Origin of the sequence: Rhizobium sp. AN5, from assembly GCF_900215255.1 — a bacterium.
GTDB classification, from domain to species: domain Bacteria; phylum Pseudomonadota; class Alphaproteobacteria; order Rhizobiales; family Rhizobiaceae; genus Agrobacterium; species Agrobacterium tumefaciens.
This window is the reverse complement of sequence record NZ_OCMJ01000004.1, coordinates 1751850-1767787: the sequence shown is the minus strand read 5'-3', so window position 1 is coordinate 1767787 and position 15938 is coordinate 1751850. Positions and strand designations below refer to the sequence as shown.

The window sequence follows — 15938 nt, the reverse complement described above, 5'->3', positions numbered from 1 at the left end:
GGCATGATACCCGCCATGGTTTAAAAACCAGCCGTGTTTTATTGCCGCATTCTGATTGTGTGATTCATCTTTCGTTCTTTTTCTGTTGCGCACGGTACTCGAATCCTGCGATGAGGGCGCATGTTATTTTCACCGCAACAGGACGAAGCGCTCAAGGCTGTTTCCCGCTGGCTGAAGGAAGGCCGGACGCCGGTTTTTCGGCTGTTCGGTTATGCCGGAACCGGCAAGACGACGCTTGCCAAACATTTCGCGGAAAATGTCGATGGCGAAGTGCTGTTTGCGGCCTTCACCGGCAAAGCTGCGCAGGTGCTGCGCTCGCGCGGGGCGACCAATGCCCGCACCATCCATTCGCTGATCTACCGCCCGCGCGGCGAAGAGACCGTGGAAGACGAGGAGACCGGCAAGACCTCGGTCGCGCCAATGTTTTCCATCAACCGCCAGAGCCCGCTCGCCAAGGCGGCACTCATCATCATCGACGAATGTTCGATGGTAGATGAGCAGCTCGGCAAGGATCTGATGAGCTTCGGCACACCTATCCTGGTGCTCGGCGATCCCGGGCAGTTGCCGCCCGTTTCAGGCGGTGGCTTCTTCACGGAGCAGGAGCCGGATTATCTGCTCTCCGAAATTCATCGGCAGGCCAAGGACAATCCCATCATCCACCTTGCCATGGATGTGCGGGAAGGCCGCGAGATCATGCGTGGCGACTACGGTGCCGCGCAGGTGATTTCCAAGTCCGAGGTGACACAGTCGCTCGTGCTCGATGCCGATCAGGTGCTCGTCGGCACAAATCGCACGCGCCGCCGCTATAACCAGCGGCTTCGCGAGCTGAAGGGCTTTACGGCCGATTATCCGCAATCCGGCGACAAGCTGGTTTGCCTCAGGAACGATCCGGCCAAGGGCCTGCTGAACGGCTCTCTCTGGCAGGTCATGAGTTCGTCGCGCGAGACGGTGAAACCCGGCATCAACCTGATGATTCGGCCTGAAGACGACGATATGGATCGCGGCGCGGCCAAGATCAAATTGTTGAAGGCGGCTTTCGAGGATGTGGAAACGGAAATTCCGTGGACCACCCGCAAGCGTTATGACGAGTTCGATTTCGGTTATGCGCTGACCGTGCACAAGGCGCAGGGTTCGCAGTGGAACAATGTGGTTCTCTTTGACGAGAGCTATGCCTTCCGCGATTCGCGCGAGCGGTGGCTTTACACCGCCATCACCCGCGCCGCAGAAACACTCACAATCGTTCGCTGAGATAGAGCAATTCCGGTAAATAGCGGGACACCTTCAATGCTCCAATTCTTTTGTCTGCGCATTGTCCGGACGGAAAACCGCTGTGCAGTTTTCGTGGAAATGCTTTGTCAGGCGCGGATGACACCGAGCAGAACCGCTTTGGCAACCGCCTGAAAGCGGTTGCTGGCACTGAACTTGCCGATGATCTTCGCCTCCAGTTCGTTGAGGTCGTTACCTGAAAGGCCGAGAGCGCGCGCGAGCCTTACCGGGGCGTACCCCTCCGCCATCAGTTCCAGGCATTTTCGCTCGTTGTCTGTCAGCGCGATATCCTTGCCCGGTCCCCGCTCAGCGGCGTCGAGGCCATCAGCATCGTTATCGGTGGCGAGCAGTTCCTCGATCTGCTGGGCCTGACGCTGAAGCGTGGAGCGTTCCGCGGTCAGTTCTCTTTTTCGCTGCCGCAGTGCGGAGTGGAACATCTCGTCCGCTTCTTCCTGCGAGAGAGAGCGGGCAAGTTTTTCCATGATGTCTGTAATGGCTGCGACGGAAATGCCGACTTCGCGACAGACATTTATCACGGCCATGCGTTGCACGTTGCGGTGGGAATAAACCCGCATCTGGCCGATGCGTTTCGAGGTCAGCAGCGACTTTTCTTCGTAAAAATGCAGGGTCCGGTGCGTTACGCCGAAAATGTTGGCCATGTCGGCGATGGGAACCGGTTCGGCGGGCAGGGAGGAGGGCAGGCTTATATCCGGTAAAAAGCTGCTGATCCTTAGATTGGGTTTGTCCTCGTCGCCGTGTTCAAACGGCATCCTGCCATTCTGCATCGTTTCCCCCTTCGCGCGTTTTGACAGTGTGCCTGCTTTTTATGGCATTCGTTACTTGTTCCCCACCGCAGAACTGTCTTCTGATCAAGACATTTTGCCGATGCTGCATGAGAAACGTAACCTGTATTGCCTGCTTTCGTTCCCGCATTCTTAAAAAATTTTATCGGCCTCCTTGCGGTCGGCGTCAACCTGCGTGAAACAGGATGTCAATTCCGAACCGGAGCCTCGATGTCATGCCCGCAAAACTTTCCGTCAATCTGAACGCAATTGCCATGCTGCGCAACCGTCGCGATCTCCCATGGCCGGATGTCGCGCATTTCGGGCATATTGCACTCGCTGCGGGTGCTAGCGGGCTGACTGTACACCCTCGACCGGACCAGCGCCATATCCGCTTTTCGGACCTGCCGGTGCTGCGTGCGCTTATCGATGACAGTTTCCCAAGCGCGGAATTCAACATCGAAGGTTACCCGACCGAGGATTTTCTCGTTCTGTGCGAACAGACCCAGCCTGAGCAGGTGACGCTGGTGCCCGACGATCCGTCGCAGGCGACATCAGACCATGGCTGGGATTTCCGCAAGCACGCGGTTTTCCTGAGAGAAGTCGTTGGGCGTCTGAAGGCTGGCGGTATGCGGGTTTCGCTTTTTGCCGATGGTGACGGCGAGCGCGAAGCGGTGGAGCTGGCGGCTGAGACGGGTGCTGCCCGCATCGAGCTCTATACCGGTCCCTATGGCGGCTGTTTTGACGATCCGCAAAAGGGTGACGCGCTTCTGGAAAAACTCGGACAGACGGCGGATTACGCCGCAGCGCTCGGGCTTGCCGTCAATGCCGGACACGACCTGACTGTTGAAAACCTGCCCAAGCTTATGAAACGCATACCTTATCTCGCAGAGGTCTCCATCGGTCACGGGTTGACGGCGGATGCGCTGGAATATGGCATGGCTGAAACAGTCAGGCGTTTTTGTCGCGCCTGCGGTCAGGCTATTTCATAACCAAAGTCAATTTTTTTGCCTATAATCTGCTTGCGCATGCTCCGTGCGCGAGCTTTTAAAGGCAGAGACACATGCAAGAACATCACGTTGTCGTCGTGGGTGGAGGCTTCGGCGGCTTACAAATGGTACACGGGCTGGAGGGGGCCCCTGTCCGCATCACATTGATTGACCGCCGCAACCATCATCTATTTCAGCCATTGCTTTATCAGGTTGCGACGACGGCACTTGCGACATCCGAAATCGCCTGGCCGATCCGCCATCTTTACCGCGATCGCAAGGAAGTGACGACGCTACTTGCGGAAGTGAACGGCGTAGACCGTGACGCCCGCACCGTGCATCTGAGTTCCGGTCAGGTCATCGGCTTCGATACGCTGGTGCTGGCCACCGGCGCCCGTCATGCCTATTTCGGCCGTGACGAATGGGAGCGTGCCGCTCCCGGCCTCAAGACGCTCGAGGATGCAACGACGATCCGCCGCCGCCTGCTTCTGGCTTTCGAGCGTGCGGAACTTGCCACCAGCGAAGAGGAACGGCAGACGCAGTTGACCTTCGTCATCATCGGGGCAGGCCCGACGGGCGTGGAAATGGCGGGCATGATCGCCGAGCTTGCCCACAAGGCGCTGCCGCCGGAATTCCGCAATGTGGATACCAGAAAGAGCCGCGTGCTGCTTGTCGAGGCAGGTCCGCGCGTTCTGCCGGTTTTCACGGACGATCTTTCGGCTTATGCGAAGCAGGCGCTTGAAAAGCTCGGCGTCGAGGTTCTGCTCGGCACCCCGGTAACGGCCTGCACCGATGAGGGCGTGACGGTGGGTGAGACCTTTTATCCGTGCCGCACGGTGGTCTGGGCCGCTGGCGTGCAGGCGTCTCCCGCTGCAAAGTGGCTGAATGCCGCTGCCGACAGGGCGGGACGCGCTGTCGTCGGGCCGCATCTCAATCTGGAAGACGACCCCAATATCTTCGTCATCGGCGATACGGCCGCCGTCAATCAGGAAAACGGCAAACCGGTGCCGGGCATTGCGCCTGCAGCCAAACAGCAGGGCGCCCATGTGGCAAAGGTCATCAAGGCGCGGCTAACCGGAGAGCCGGAGCCCACGCCGTTCCGCTACAGCCATCAGGGTAACCTGGCGACAATCGGCAAACGCGCGGCGGTGATCGATTTCGGCAGGTTCAAGCTCAAGGGCGTGCTTGCATGGTGGATCTGGGGGCTTGCCCATATCTATTTCCTGATCGGAACGCGCTCGCGGCTGGCCGTGGCTTGGAGCTGGCTGTGGATTTACCTCAGCGGCCAGCACAGCGCGCGGCTTATCACCCAGAAAGAGACGTTGAAGGACGAGGCCTGAGGGCAGGGCGGGTAAAGGAAAGCGCGGGAAGCATTGGCTTCCCGCGCTCGCGTTTTTGGTCAGTGCGCCAAACCACTCCTCCGTCACCTCGGACTTGATTTAGGGTGACGGAGTGCGGATGTGGCGAGCTTGTGCCAATCCAAGGCTCAAGCGTCGAGCGATGCCATATCGATGACGAAGCGGTAACGAACGTCGCTCTTCAGCACCCGCTCATAGGCTTCGTTGACATCCTGGATGTTGATCGTCTCGATCTCCGAGACGATGTCATGCTCGCCGCAGAAATCCAGCATTTCCTGGGTTTCCTTGATCGAGCCGATCATCGAGCCGGAGAGGCTCTTTGCACCGATGATGAGCGAGAAGGCGTGGACCGGGATCGCATGTTCCGGTGCACCGACCACGACCATGCTGCCCTTGGGCTTCAGGAGTCCGAGATAGGCGTTCCAGTCGATTGCGACACCTGCCGTGCAGATGATCAGGTCGAAGGTGCCGGCCAGCTTCTCGAAGGTCGAGGCGTCGCTGGTGGCGTAATATTCCTTCGCGCCGAGCTTCATGCCGTCTTCTTTCTTCGACAGGGTCTGGGAAAGAACTGTGACATCCGCGCCCATGGCAGCGCCGAGCTTGACGCCCATGTGGCCGAGACCACCCATGCCGACGATTGCGACCTTCTGGCCGGGACCGGCGTTCCAGCGGCGCAGCGGCGAGTAGAGCGTGATGCCTGCGCATAGAAGCGGCGCGGAAGCGTCGAGCGGCAGGTTGTCCGGGATCGACAGGACATAACCTTCCTTGACGACGATCGAGTCGGAATAACCGCCATGGGTGGCTGTCTTCGTATTCGGATCGACATCGTTATAGGTCTGGACGAGGCCAGGCATGTAGTGTTCGTTGTCGAGGTCGCGGGTGGCGCAGCCGACGCAGGAATCGACGAAGCAGCCAACGCCGACATGATCGCCGACCTTGAATTTCGTGACCTTGGAGCCGACGGCTTTCACGACACCGGCAATCTCATGGCCGGGAACGATCGGGAAGACGGCATTCTTCCATTCGTTGCGGACGGTGTGGATGTCCGAGTGGCAGATGCCGGCATATTTGATATCGATGACAACGTCGTCATCGTTAGGCTCGCGGCGTTCGAAGGTGAACGGGGTAAGCGGCTTCGACGCATCGGTCGCAGCATAACCTCTTGCAATGGCCATCTGAATATCCTTTCGGGAGTTGGGGACGGCGGAATATGCAATGGAAGGGTGCCGAGGCGTTAGAGCGATCCTCCGAGCTTTTTGCACGATCCTGCAAAAAATTGCGGTGGGCTATTTGCGGAAACTGGCCCGGCTTTCTAGATAATGCAAACAGACACGCTGCTTCCTTCCCTAAAGGATTTCCCAGATGACCATGCCGTTCAATCTCTATCAGGAGATCGCCTCCATCGCCGCACGGCATGCCACCCGCGATGGCGAGGTCCAGACGGCAATCGAAACCCTCGGCATCAGCCGCCGGTCCACACCCAGCGCGCCGTGCCACGGCAGCTATCGTCCCTGTTTGGCAATGGTGATCCAGGGGTCGAAAAGCGTTCAGCTGGGAACGGACACCATCAATTACGGGGCCGGTGACTATCTTCTGACCTCGCTCGACCTGCCGGTTGCCTGGCGTGTGGTGGAAGCGAGCGAGGAAATACCGCATTTTTGCATCGGGCTTGCGATCGACAGCGAAAAGCTGCTCGACCTTATGAGCCGCATGCCAATCGAGCGGCCTCAGGAGCCGGTAAGCGGCCAGCGCGGCATCGTGGTGAACGCCGCCACACCGGAGCTTCTCGATGCGGCCATCCGGCTGATGCGCCTGCTTGATCGCCCGGCGGACATTGCGGCCATGGCGCCGCTGATCGAGCAGGAAATCCTCTATCGAATCCTGACCGGACCAGCGGGTGGGCAGCTGATGAACATCGTCGCTGCCGGAAGCCATGGCAATCGGATCGCCCGCTCCATCGCCTGGCTGCGCGAGAATTTCGCGCGCCAGCTGCGTATCGAGGAACTTGCGGAGCATATCGGCATGAGCGTGTCGTCTTTCCATCACCATTTCAAGACGATCACGGCCATGACCCCCATTCAGTACCAGAAGCAGTTGCGGCTGCATGAGGCGCGCCGGCTGATGCTGCTGGAGCGCCTGGATGCAGGCACCGCCGGCCATCGTGTCGGTTATCAGAGCCCTTCACAGTTCAGCCGGGAATACAGCCGCTTTTACGGGCTGTCGCCCTCACGCGACGTCGACGCCTCGCGTGAGATAAGCGCGGCGGGATAAAGCGGCATTATGGTGCGGCGCGTCCTGCTGCCGCATCGCGTCAATTCGTACATGACTGTGAAGAAAGCGCTTGACGGGCAAGCTGCCTCCGCTTAAATGGCGCTCGAACCGTACCGTACGGTACATTAATCGAGCCTCTGGAGTAGAAATAAGTGGCCTCCGACCCGATCACAGCGCAGGAATTTTCGCCGCGCCAGAACGCCGTTCTGGATCAGGCATTGCGTCTTCTGGTCGAGGGCGGCGAGAAAGCGCTGACGACCTCTGGTCTTGCGCGCGCGGCCAACTGTTCCAAGGAAAGCCTCTACAAATGGTTTGGCGACCGTGACGGCCTGCTGGCCGCGATGATCACCTTCCAGCAGAGCAAGGTTCGCACCTTCGAGAAGGCGGGCGACCGCGTGTCTGCGCCGCAGCTTGCCGATCATCTCGAGGTTTTCGCACATGATCTGCTGGATGTTCTGGCGGGCGATGTGTCGCTGGCGCTCAACCGTCTGGCGATAGGGCAGGCGAGCCGTGACGGTTCGAAGCTTGGCGATCTTCTTCTGGAACGTGGCCGTCGCCAGATCGACCGCCGCGCCCGCGGGTTGATCGAGGCGGGTCGCCGTTCGGGTTACCTGCGTTTCGATGACGCCGAAGAGGCGTATCGCAGTTTTTACGGCCTCATCGTTTCGGATCTGCATGTGCGCATGCTGCTGGGCGAGGCGCCTGACAAGGATTTTTCCGCCCGGGCAAAGAAGGCGGTGGTCGCCTTTCTAACACTCTACGGCACGGAAAAGGTACATTCGGAACTGGGCGGCAAGGTCGCCTGAGGTTCCGGTTCACACAGAGACAAGCATTAGGGAAGGACCATACAATGCGCGTTTATTATGATCGTGATGCGGATCTCAATCTCATCAAGTCCAAGAATGTCGTCATCGTCGGCTACGGTTCCCAGGGCCGCGCCCATGCGCTGAACCTCAAGGATTCCGGCGCCAAGAACGTCGTCATCGCTCTGAAGGCCGGTTCGCCGACCGTCAAGAAGGCGGAAGCCGACGGCTTCAAGGTCATGACCGTTGCCGAAGCCGCCAAGTGGGGCGACCTTTTGATGATGGCGACGCCTGACGAATTGCAGGCCGACATCTACAAGGCCGACATTGCCGGCAACATCCGTGACGGTGCGGCGATTGCTTTCGCACACGGCCTCAACGTTCACTTCGGCCTCATCGAGCCGAAGGCTTCGCTCGACGTCGTCATGATCGCACCGAAGGGCCCCGGCCACACGGTTCGCGGCGAATACCAGAAGGGCGGCGGCGTTCCCTGCCTCGTTGCCGTTCACCAGAACGCTTCCGGCAACGCGCTTGAACTCGCTCTCTCCTACGCCTGCGGCGTTGGCGGCGGCCGTTCGGGCATCATCGAAACCAACTTCAAGGAAGAGTGCGAAACCGACCTCTTCGGCGAACAGGTCGTTCTGTGCGGCGGTCTCGTAGAGCTCATCCGCGCCGGTTTCGAAACCCTGGTCGAAGCCGGTTACGCACCGGAAATGGCCTATTTCGAATGCCTGCACGAAGTGAAGCTGATCGTTGACCTGATCTATGAAGGCGGCATCGCCAACATGAACTACTCGATCTCCAACACGGCCGAGTGGGGCGAATACGTCACCGGTCCTCGCATCATCACCGCTGACACCAAGGCTGAAATGAAGCGCGTTCTTCACGACATCCAGACCGGCAAGTTCACGACCGAGTGGATGCAGGAATGGAAGGCCGGCGGCGCACGCTTCAAGGGCATCCGTCGCAACAACGACGCCCACCAGATCGAAGAAGTCGGCGCAAAGCTGCGCGGCATGATGCCCTGGATCGGCAAGAACAAGCTGGTCGACAAGGCTGTCAACTAAGCTTCATTGCTTGACAGAATATTGGAAGGCCGGGGCGAGAGCTCCGGCCTTTCTGCATTGCGCGTGGTCCGCGATCACACGATGGCGTCGGCTTCCTCGATAATGACCGATACGGGAAAGTGATCGGAGAAACCGCCGAGATTGACGTTTTTGACTGCATCGCCTTTCGACAGGCCGAAGCGGATCGGCCCCTCATTCTTGCTGTGGCTGACCATGGCGGCAATGGCTTCAATTTTCGCGGTTTCCTCGCGCACCGCGAAGCCGCTGCTCCCGGTCAGAAGCGATCTTGAGACGAGTATCTGGTCGAAGATATTGGCGTCGCCGTTGAAATAGAGCGTGCCATAGATCGTTCTTGCCGTACCGACTGAATCCACTACCTGCTGGCGCAGGTAGTTCCAGGTGAGATTGTAGAACATTGCCGATTGCGAGCTTTCGACATCGTCGCGTTCGCGGGTGGAATTGGCGTGATAGCGCAGCGATGCATCGGAAGGGTCGTCGTTGAAATCGCCGAAGGCGACGACGGCGATGTCGTTTCCTTTTTCTTCCCTGATCCGCTGGTGCCAGTAGCCAAGCGTCTCACCGGCCGTCATGCGAAAACCGGCGCTTTCCACCGCGCCGCCGGAGCGCGACGGCCAGTGATTGGAAAGGGCGATAAGCTGGCGTCCGCCCTTGGTGATGAAGGTGCATTGGGTAATGTCGCGGGTACCGGTGCGGCGCATCACGAAATGGCTGAAAATCTCGTTTTCGTTGATCAGCAGCTTCTTGCTGTCATAGATGAAGGCCGTATCGATGCCGCGCTGGTCCTTGCTGGAATCTGCATGCACCACACGGTAGGCGCGCTCGGGCATAAGGTCGTTCAGATGGTCCGCGAGCGTCTCCAGAACGAAACGGTTCTCGACTTCGCACACGCCGAGCAGATCCGGCCCCGCGCCACCGATCTGTCTTATGATCGAACCGAGTTGCCTGAGCTTGGTCTTGAACAGATCTTCGGTCCAGCCTTTCAGATCGTTCTTCAGCCGCTCGGCAATCCAAGGTTCGCGCGCCGGATAACCCTCCGGCGCAAACAGGTTTTCGACATTCCAGAACGCCAGGACATATTGGGTCATGATACCTCACACCTCCGGTTGGTTTTACAAAACCTAGTGGAAGTTTTTGCCACAACAACTTGAAATTGTCATGACGGGTGTAGCACACGACCCATTTTGCCGTTTTATCTTATTTGCCCGGCGGGATGACGCCCTTCGTCAGCAAGAAGCAGCCGTAAAAACGGGTCTCGCCTGTTGTGATGACGCAATATGCTTTTTTAGCCTGTTCGTAGAAGGCGAAGCGTTCGATACCGTACATGGGGGCGGATTTTCCCTCCGCCGCGTCTATTTCCTTCTGCACTTCGACCTGTACGGGTTCCAGCTGGTCCGGCGCGCCCATCACTTCCATGCGTCCGACCGACGGCTGCAGCGGCGTGTCGAGCGGCAGCACCGAGAGGATCGCCTGCATGGCGCGGGCGGCGGAGATGTTGTCCATGCGCAGCACCTTGCCGACCGTTGTCTGGCGAGCCACCGAATCGGACGGGAAGTTGGTGTCGGAAATCACCAGCGTATCGCCGTGACCCATGGCGCGCAGCGCGTGAAGGACATCGGCATTCAGCGCCGGGTCGATATTTTTCAGCATGTCGTCAAACTCCCATGATGCTTTCGCCGTGTCGCGGCGCGTGGCCGCAATCCAGCCGGAAAACCTTGCCGCGTCAATCGCAAACGGAAGATTGTGAAGCTTTGCGCAAGGGTGTATTTGGCTTTGTCCGCCAAAGGCGGGCCCAAATGCGGGTAAGGTGCAGGGAGGCAGAAATAATTCGAAAAACTGATAAGTCAGTATTGCTGACGTATCGACATTTCTGTAAAGATGCACGCATAAAAACGACACAAGAGGAAACGTACCCATGCTTGATTGGGAACAAATTTTCGCCACGCGCTCTTCGCGCATGAAAGCGTCTGAAATCCGTGAGCTGCTGAAGCTGCTCGAGCAACCCGACATCATTTCCTTTGCCGGTGGCATTCCGGACCCGGCCCTGTTCCCGGCTGAAGAATTCCAGCAGGCTTACGCGGATATTTTTTCCGGCGCGCAGGTCAATGCAGCGCTGCAATATTCGGTAAGTGAGGGTTACAAGCCGCTGCGCGAATGGCTGGCGGGCGAGATGGCCGATATCGGCATCGAATGCACTGCCGACAACGTCTTCATCGTTTCCGGTTCGCAGCAGGGGCTCGACTACCTCGGCAAGCTCTTCCTGTCGCCGAAGGATACCGCGCTGGTGACTTGGCCGACCTATCTCGGCGCACTTTCCGCCTTCAACGCCTATGAGCCGAATTACGACCAGCTCAATCCCGGCGGCAACCGCACGCCTGAGGCTTACCGCGAAACTGCGGCCAAGCTCGGCGGCGCCGTGAAGTTCGCTTATCTCTCTGCCGATTTCTCCAATCCGACCGGGGAAACCGTTGATCTTGCCGGCCGCGAAAAGGTTCTGGCGCTGGCTGACGAGCTGGATATCGCCGTCATCGAAGACGCCGCCTATCAGTCGCTGCGTTACGACGGCGAGGCGGTTCCGCCGATCATGGCAATGGATATTGCCCGCTCGGGCGGCATCGAGAACACCCGCACCATCTATTGCGGCAGCTTCTCCAAGACGCTCGCACCCGGCCTTCGCGTCGGTTACATCGTTGCCTCTGCGCCTGTTATCCGCAAGCTGGTGCTGATGAAGCAGGCCGCAGACCTGCATTCCTCGACGATCAACCAGATCGCCATCGAACGTGTCGCTTCGCGCGGCTTTGACAAACAGGTCGCCAAGATCAAGGCTGCCTACAGCGCCCGCCGCGATGCGATGCTGGCTGCGCTCGACAGATACATGCCGAAGGGCACGCGCTGGACGAAGCCGGAAGGCGGCATGTTCATCTGGGTCACCCTGCCGGAAGGCATGGATGGCGCCGCACTGCTGGCAAAATCCATCGCAACGGAAAAGGTCGCATTCGTTCCGGGTCGCGCTTTCTTTGCGGATGGCTCGGGCACGAATACGCTACGCATCAGCTTCTCCTGCGCCAACGAGGCGATGATCGAGGAAGGCATGAAGCGGCTTGGCCGGTTGATTGCGACGGCGCAGGCGGAGACGACCGAGGTGGTTCCGGCGATTTGAGGGTTGCGAGGTTTTCGGCAGCGACGGGGGGTGCGGCTTACCCCCCTCTGTCCTGCCGGACATCTCCCCCACAGGTGGGGAGATCGGCAAGACGCTCTTTCGTCACTTCATTCTCGAACGTTGAGATGGGCGAGACCTCGCCACGGATCGATCTCCCCCCTTGTGGGGGAGATGCCCGGCAGGGTAGAGGGGGGTAAACCACGACTGTCAGGGATCTTTGTCACTCTCCCGCTATTGCACCCTTAAAATCCTGCCTGTCACATACATGTTATGCAATCATGTTTTAGCGGTCCCACGAAACAACAGGGACTGGACCTATGAAAACGCTGCTTTCCGCTTTTACCGCCATCGTATCGCTCGGCTTCATCGCCACCGCTGCCAATGCCGCCGATCTGGTGCTTTATACCAGCCAGCCGAACGAGGACGCGCAGGCGACCGTTGATGGTTTCAAGGCCGCCAATCCCGGTATCGAAGTCGAATGGGTACGCGACGGAACGCCGAAGATCATGGCCAAGCTGATGGCTGAGATCAGTGCCGGCAATCCGGTTGCCGACGTGCTCTTGATCGCCGACACCGTCACACTTGAGCGCATGAAGCAGGCTGGCCAGCTTATGGCCCACAAGTCCCCGGAAGCGAAGAACATCGACGCGTCGCTCTACGATGCGGACGGGTATTATTATTCCACCAAGCTCATCACCACCGGCATCATGTACAATACTGCCGCTGCGATGAAGCCGACGAGCTGGAAGGATCTTGCCAAGGCGGAAGCCAAGGGTCTGGTCACCATGCCGAGCCCGCTGACTTCGGGTGCGGCGCTGATCCACGCGCAGACGTTGGCCGCCGTAAAGGATCTCGGCTGGGATTATTACAAGGCGCTGAAGGCCAATGAAGCCATTTCCGGCGGCGGTAACGGCGCGGTGCTGAAGTCGGTTGCATCAGGCGAGAAGGCTTACGGCGTTGTCGTCGACTACATGCCGATCCGCGAAAAGGCCAAGGGCGCGCCGGTGGAGTTCGTCTTCCCGGAAGAGGGCGTTTCGGCCGTGACCGAACCGGTCGCGATCCTCAAGGGCACCAAGCATGAGGAAGCCGCGAAGAAGTTCGTCGACTACGTGCTTTCGGAAAAGGGCCAGCAGGGCTTCGTCAAGCTCGGTTACATCCCCGCGCGCGCTGACGCTGGCATGCCGGAAGGTTTCCCCGCCCGCGACAAGCTCAAGGTCCTGCCGCTCAACGCAGCGGACGCGCTGAAGAATTCCGAGCAGGATCTCAAGACCTTCTCCGATATTTTCGGCTCCAAGGGCTGATATAGCGGCATGTCCCGATCAAGTGCCTACGGAAACAGCCAGCCGCGCTGGCTGTTTCCTTTTGTGGTGAGCGTCGTTTTTGCGCTCAGCGCCCTGCCGCTCGGGCGGCTCGCCTATACCGGCATTGTTTCGTCACTCAACGGTGACATATGGCGATTGCTGGCTGATCCCGCCCTTTGGGATGCGGCGCTGAACACGCTGTCCACCTCGTTTTTCGGCATGCTGATTTCGCTCATGATCGGCGGGGGCTTCGCGCTGGCGCTGACGCTTTGCGACATACGCGGCAAGTCGATCCTGAGCTTCCTTTTCATGCTGCCAATGATGATCCCGCCGCAGGTGACGGCTCTGTCTTGGATCGGCATGACGGGGCCTTCCAGCACGCTGTTAAAGGCAATCGGCCTTGCGCCGCCCATGGGCTCGCCGCAACCGCTTTATTCCATTGCCGGTATCGCGCTTTTGCTCGGCGTGCAGCATGCGCCGCTCGTCTATCTGTCGCTGCGCGCCGGTCTGCTCGCTTTGCCGCAGGATGGCATCGAGGCAGCCAAGCTTTCCGGTGCCTCGCCTCGCCGCGTGCTGTTCGATATCATCCTGCCGCTTTCGACGCCGGGATTGATCGCCGGGGCGGCGATCTCGTTTGTGTCCAATGTCGGCAATTTCGGTATTCCGGCGATCCTCGGCATTCCGGCCTCGATCTTCACCCTGCCGACGCTGATCTACAGCCGCTTCGCCAGCTTTGGTGCAAGCACCTTCGGCGACATCGCCATTCTCTCGACCATGATCGCCATCATCTCCGTGGCCGGTCTTGCGCTGCAAGAGCGGGCAATGAAGGGCAGGGACTATCGCATCATAGGTCTTTCCGGCAAGGCCGCGACTTTCAAGCTGTCGCGCTGGCGTGTAGTGGCTGAGCTTGTGCTGTGGCTCGTGCTGTTCTTCATGCTGGTCGCACCGCTTGCTGCGCTGGTGGCAAGCTCGCTTGCCCCCGCCTATGGCGTGCCGCTCAGTCTCAAGACCGCGACGATGCACGCCTATGAGGAGCTGCTCTACCGGCAGAGCGTAACTCGCACAGCCTTCCGCAACTCGCTGTTTCTGGCGACGGTCACATCCCTTTGCCTGCTTGCGGTGACGGTGCTGACCGCCTATTTCCTGGTGCGCGGCAAAAGCCGCTTCATGTTTCTGCTGTCGGCGCTTGTGGATATTCCCTATGCGCTGCCGGGTGTGGTGATTTCCGTATCCTTCGTCCTGTTGTTCGCGGCCCCCATCCCGCTGCTCGGCATCACGCTTTACGGCACGATCTGGATCATTCTGCTCGCCTATTTTTCCTCCTTCTTCGCCGTCAGCCTCAAACCGATGGTCAGCGCCTTCCTGCAATTCGACCCGTCGCTGGAAGAGGCGGCACGGCTTTCGGGCGCCGGTTTCTGGCGGCGGTTGAAGGATATCATCCTGCCGTTGGTCGGGCCTGCCGCAGGCGCCTCCGTCATCCTCGTCTTCCTGATCGCCTGCAATGAGCTGACGGTTTCGGCGCTCCTGTGGTCCGCCGGCACGCAGACGCTCGGTGTGCTCATCTATAACCTCGATGACAGCGGCAGCTTCGACCTTGCCTCCGCACTTTCGGTGCTTGTCGTCATCATGGTGATTTTCCTCATGCTGCTGCTCGAAATTCTGGGGCGCTATCTGCCGAAAGGAGTGGTCCCTTGGCGAAACTGATCCTCAATCGTCTGACGAAAAGCTTTGGAGCCGGGTCGAAACCCGCCGTTGACGACGTCTCGCTCACGGTGCGTGAGGGAGGTTTCCTCGCGCTTCTCGGGCCTTCAGGCTGCGGCAAGACGACGGTGCTGCGCATGATTGCCGGTTTCGAGCAACCGACTGACGGTTCCATCCTCCTCGGCGAGCGGGTGCTGGCCGATGCCGGCAGCATGGTGCCGCCGGAACGGCGCAACATGGCGATGGTGTTCCAGTCCTATGCGATTTGGCCGCATATGTCGGTCGCCGACAATGCCGGTTATCCCTTGAAAGTGCGCGGCATTTCGGGTGAGAAATATCGCGAGAAGGTGGCCCAAGCGCTCGCAGCCGTGCGTCTCGAAAGTTTCGCGGACCGTCGTCCAGCGGAATTGTCCGGCGGGCAGCGGCAGCGCGTCGCTTTGGCCCGTTGCCTCGTCACCGAACCCGATGTGGTGCTGCTCGACGAGCCGCTCGCCAATCTCGACCGGCATTTGCGGCAGGAGATGGAGGAGACCTTTCGCGATTTCCACATCCGCTCCGGCGCGACGATGATCTATGTCACCCACGATCAGGCGGAAGCCATGGCGCTGGCAACCGATGTCGCCGTCATGTCTCAGGGCAAGCTGCTTCAGGTTGCGCCGCCCGCCGAGCTTTATGCACGCCCGGAGGGGCGTCTCGTCGGCTCGCTGGTGGGGCAGGGGGCAATCCTGACTTTGCCGGTGCCGGATGGCACTTCGCGAGATATTGACTGGGACGCGCTCCGCACAGCGATGGATAGCGGCGGGCAATTGCCACGGGCGGATATTCTCGTGCGGCCGCAGGACGTGGTGCGGGATGCGGATGGAATCACCTGCACCGTGACCTCGGTTCTCTACGAGGGCGAACGTTATGCCCTGCGTCTCGACCTGCCGGACGGGCAGGCGCTTCGGGCTTATTCTCGAGAATCGGTTGCGGTCGGTGACCGGCTGCCGGTTGCGATTCGTGCGGCGTGGCGTCTTTAGCATTTGCTCGCTCCCTCATCCCTGTGCTCGTCACAGGGATCCAGCCAGCCAAAGTCCTTGAGCTGAAAGGACGCCTCTCGCCGCGCAGACGCGTGTCGGCTGGATTCCCGTGACAGGCACAGGAATCAGGGTGGGGAATGTCCCGGCACATAAAATCCGACATCGTGAATCGGGAAATCTGATCAACGCGACAGGCCACTGGC

General features: G+C 59.5%; 14 protein-coding genes. 10 read left to right on the top strand and 4 right to left on the bottom strand.

Features of this window, described 5'->3' with window-relative positions; genetic code table 11:
* Positions 1-120: 120 nt before the first annotated feature.
* Positions 121-1248 (top strand): ATP-dependent DNA helicase, encoded by a 1128-nt coding sequence (locus CRP02_RS21375; RefSeq protein WP_003513075.1) that lies wholly within the window; start codon positions 121-123, stop codon positions 1246-1248.
* A 107-nt stretch (positions 1249-1355) separates the two neighbouring features.
* On the opposite strand, the gene CRP02_RS21370 is transcribed toward CRP02_RS21375, so the two are convergent.
* On the bottom strand, positions 1356-2051 hold the full coding sequence (locus CRP02_RS21370; protein ID WP_097172223.1) for a MerR family transcriptional regulator: 696 nt from the start codon (positions 2049-2051) through the stop codon (positions 1356-1358).
* A 233-nt stretch (positions 2052-2284) separates the two neighbouring features.
* On the opposite strand from CRP02_RS21370, the gene CRP02_RS21365 reads away from it, so the two are divergent.
* Both CRP02_RS21365 and CRP02_RS21360 read left to right on the top strand, forming a co-directional pair.
* Entirely contained in the window at positions 2285-3040 is a 756-nt protein-coding gene (locus CRP02_RS21365; protein WP_097172871.1) for a pyridoxine 5'-phosphate synthase, read from the top strand.
* A 71-nt stretch (positions 3041-3111) separates the two neighbouring features.
* A complete protein-coding gene (locus CRP02_RS21360; RefSeq protein WP_097172222.1) occupies positions 3112-4377 on the top strand; it encodes an NAD(P)/FAD-dependent oxidoreductase in 1266 nt (421 codons plus the stop codon).
* Positions 4378-4523: 146 nt separating this feature from the next.
* On the opposite strand, the gene CRP02_RS21355 is transcribed toward CRP02_RS21360, so the two are convergent.
* Entirely contained in the window at positions 4524-5570 is a 1047-nt protein-coding gene (locus CRP02_RS21355; protein WP_097172221.1) for an NAD(P)-dependent alcohol dehydrogenase, read from the bottom strand.
* 187 nt (positions 5571-5757) lie between these two features.
* Between CRP02_RS21355 and CRP02_RS21350 the strand changes: the two genes are divergently transcribed.
* From CRP02_RS21350 to ilvC, 3 genes are all read left to right on the top strand, one after another.
* Positions 5758-6666 (top strand): AraC family transcriptional regulator, encoded by a 909-nt coding sequence (locus CRP02_RS21350; protein WP_097172220.1) that lies wholly within the window; start codon positions 5758-5760, stop codon positions 6664-6666.
* A gap of 152 nt (positions 6667-6818) precedes the next feature.
* The gene (locus CRP02_RS21345; protein WP_003513063.1) at positions 6819-7472 is read left to right on the top strand and encodes a TetR/AcrR family transcriptional regulator; all 654 of its coding nucleotides are present in this window, start codon (positions 6819-6821) and stop codon (positions 7470-7472) included.
* Between the two features lie 44 nt (positions 7473-7516).
* Entirely contained in the window at positions 7517-8536 is a 1020-nt protein-coding gene (ilvC, locus tag CRP02_RS21340; RefSeq protein WP_003507583.1) for a ketol-acid reductoisomerase, read from the top strand.
* Between the two features lie 74 nt (positions 8537-8610).
* Here ilvC and CRP02_RS21335 read toward each other — a convergent pair whose 3' ends face one another.
* Together CRP02_RS21335 and CRP02_RS21330 are read right to left on the bottom strand one after the other, a co-directional pair.
* Entirely contained in the window at positions 8611-9642 is a 1032-nt protein-coding gene (locus tag CRP02_RS21335; RefSeq protein WP_097172219.1) for an endonuclease/exonuclease/phosphatase family protein, read from the bottom strand.
* A 109-nt stretch (positions 9643-9751) separates the two neighbouring features.
* The gene (locus tag CRP02_RS21330; RefSeq protein ID WP_003513061.1) at positions 9752-10204 is read right to left on the bottom strand and encodes an RbsD/FucU family protein; all 453 of its coding nucleotides are present in this window, start codon (positions 10202-10204) and stop codon (positions 9752-9754) included.
* A gap of 265 nt (positions 10205-10469) precedes the next feature.
* Here CRP02_RS21330 and CRP02_RS21325 point away from each other — a divergent pair, with 265 nt between their 5' ends.
* From CRP02_RS21325 to CRP02_RS21310, 4 genes are all read left to right on the top strand, one after another.
* Positions 10470-11714: a PLP-dependent aminotransferase family protein gene (locus tag CRP02_RS21325; protein WP_097172218.1), complete on the top strand. Its 1245-nt coding sequence runs from the start codon at positions 10470-10472 to the stop codon at positions 11712-11714.
* Between the two features lie 317 nt (positions 11715-12031).
* Entirely contained in the window at positions 12032-13015 is a 984-nt protein-coding gene (locus CRP02_RS21320) for an ABC transporter substrate-binding protein (RefSeq protein WP_097172217.1), read from the top strand.
* 9 nt (positions 13016-13024) lie between these two features.
* Entirely contained in the window at positions 13025-14719 is a 1695-nt protein-coding gene (locus CRP02_RS21315) for an ABC transporter permease (RefSeq protein ID WP_019565334.1), read from the top strand.
* Complete coding sequence (locus CRP02_RS21310) at positions 14707-15735, top strand: ABC transporter ATP-binding protein (protein ID WP_097172216.1); 1029 nt, start codon at positions 14707-14709, stop codon at positions 15733-15735. The genes CRP02_RS21315 and CRP02_RS21310 overlap by 13 nt, the downstream gene beginning before the upstream one ends.
* Positions 15736-15938 lie beyond the last annotated feature (203 nt).

Coding starts and splice junctions, on each gene's coding strand:
- CRP02_RS21325 (WP_097172218.1), top strand. CDS start 10,470: ATGCTTGATTGGGAACAAATTTTCGCCACGCGCTCTTCGCGCATGAAA.
- CRP02_RS21370 (WP_097172223.1), bottom strand. CDS start 2,051: ATGCAGAATGGCAGGATGCCGTTTGAACACGGCGACGAGGACAAACCC.
- CRP02_RS21360 (WP_097172222.1), top strand. CDS start 3,112: ATGCAAGAACATCACGTTGTCGTCGTGGGTGGAGGCTTCGGCGGCTTA.
- CRP02_RS21335 (WP_097172219.1), bottom strand. CDS start 9,642: ATGACCCAATATGTCCTGGCGTTCTGGAATGTCGAAAACCTGTTTGCG.
- CRP02_RS21320 (WP_097172217.1), top strand. CDS start 12,032: ATGAAAACGCTGCTTTCCGCTTTTACCGCCATCGTATCGCTCGGCTTC.
- CRP02_RS21330 (WP_003513061.1), bottom strand. CDS start 10,204: ATGCTGAAAAATATCGACCCGGCGCTGAATGCCGATGTCCTTCACGCG.
- CRP02_RS21355 (WP_097172221.1), bottom strand. CDS start 5,570: ATGGCCATTGCAAGAGGTTATGCTGCGACCGATGCGTCGAAGCCGCTT.
- ilvC (WP_003507583.1), top strand. CDS start 7,517: ATGCGCGTTTATTATGATCGTGATGCGGATCTCAATCTCATCAAGTCC.
- CRP02_RS21315 (WP_019565334.1), top strand. CDS start 13,025: ATGTCCCGATCAAGTGCCTACGGAAACAGCCAGCCGCGCTGGCTGTTT.
- CRP02_RS21350 (WP_097172220.1), top strand. CDS start 5,758: ATGACCATGCCGTTCAATCTCTATCAGGAGATCGCCTCCATCGCCGCA.
- CRP02_RS21375 (WP_003513075.1), top strand. CDS start 121: ATGTTATTTTCACCGCAACAGGACGAAGCGCTCAAGGCTGTTTCCCGC.
- CRP02_RS21365 (WP_097172871.1), top strand. CDS start 2,285: ATGCCCGCAAAACTTTCCGTCAATCTGAACGCAATTGCCATGCTGCGC.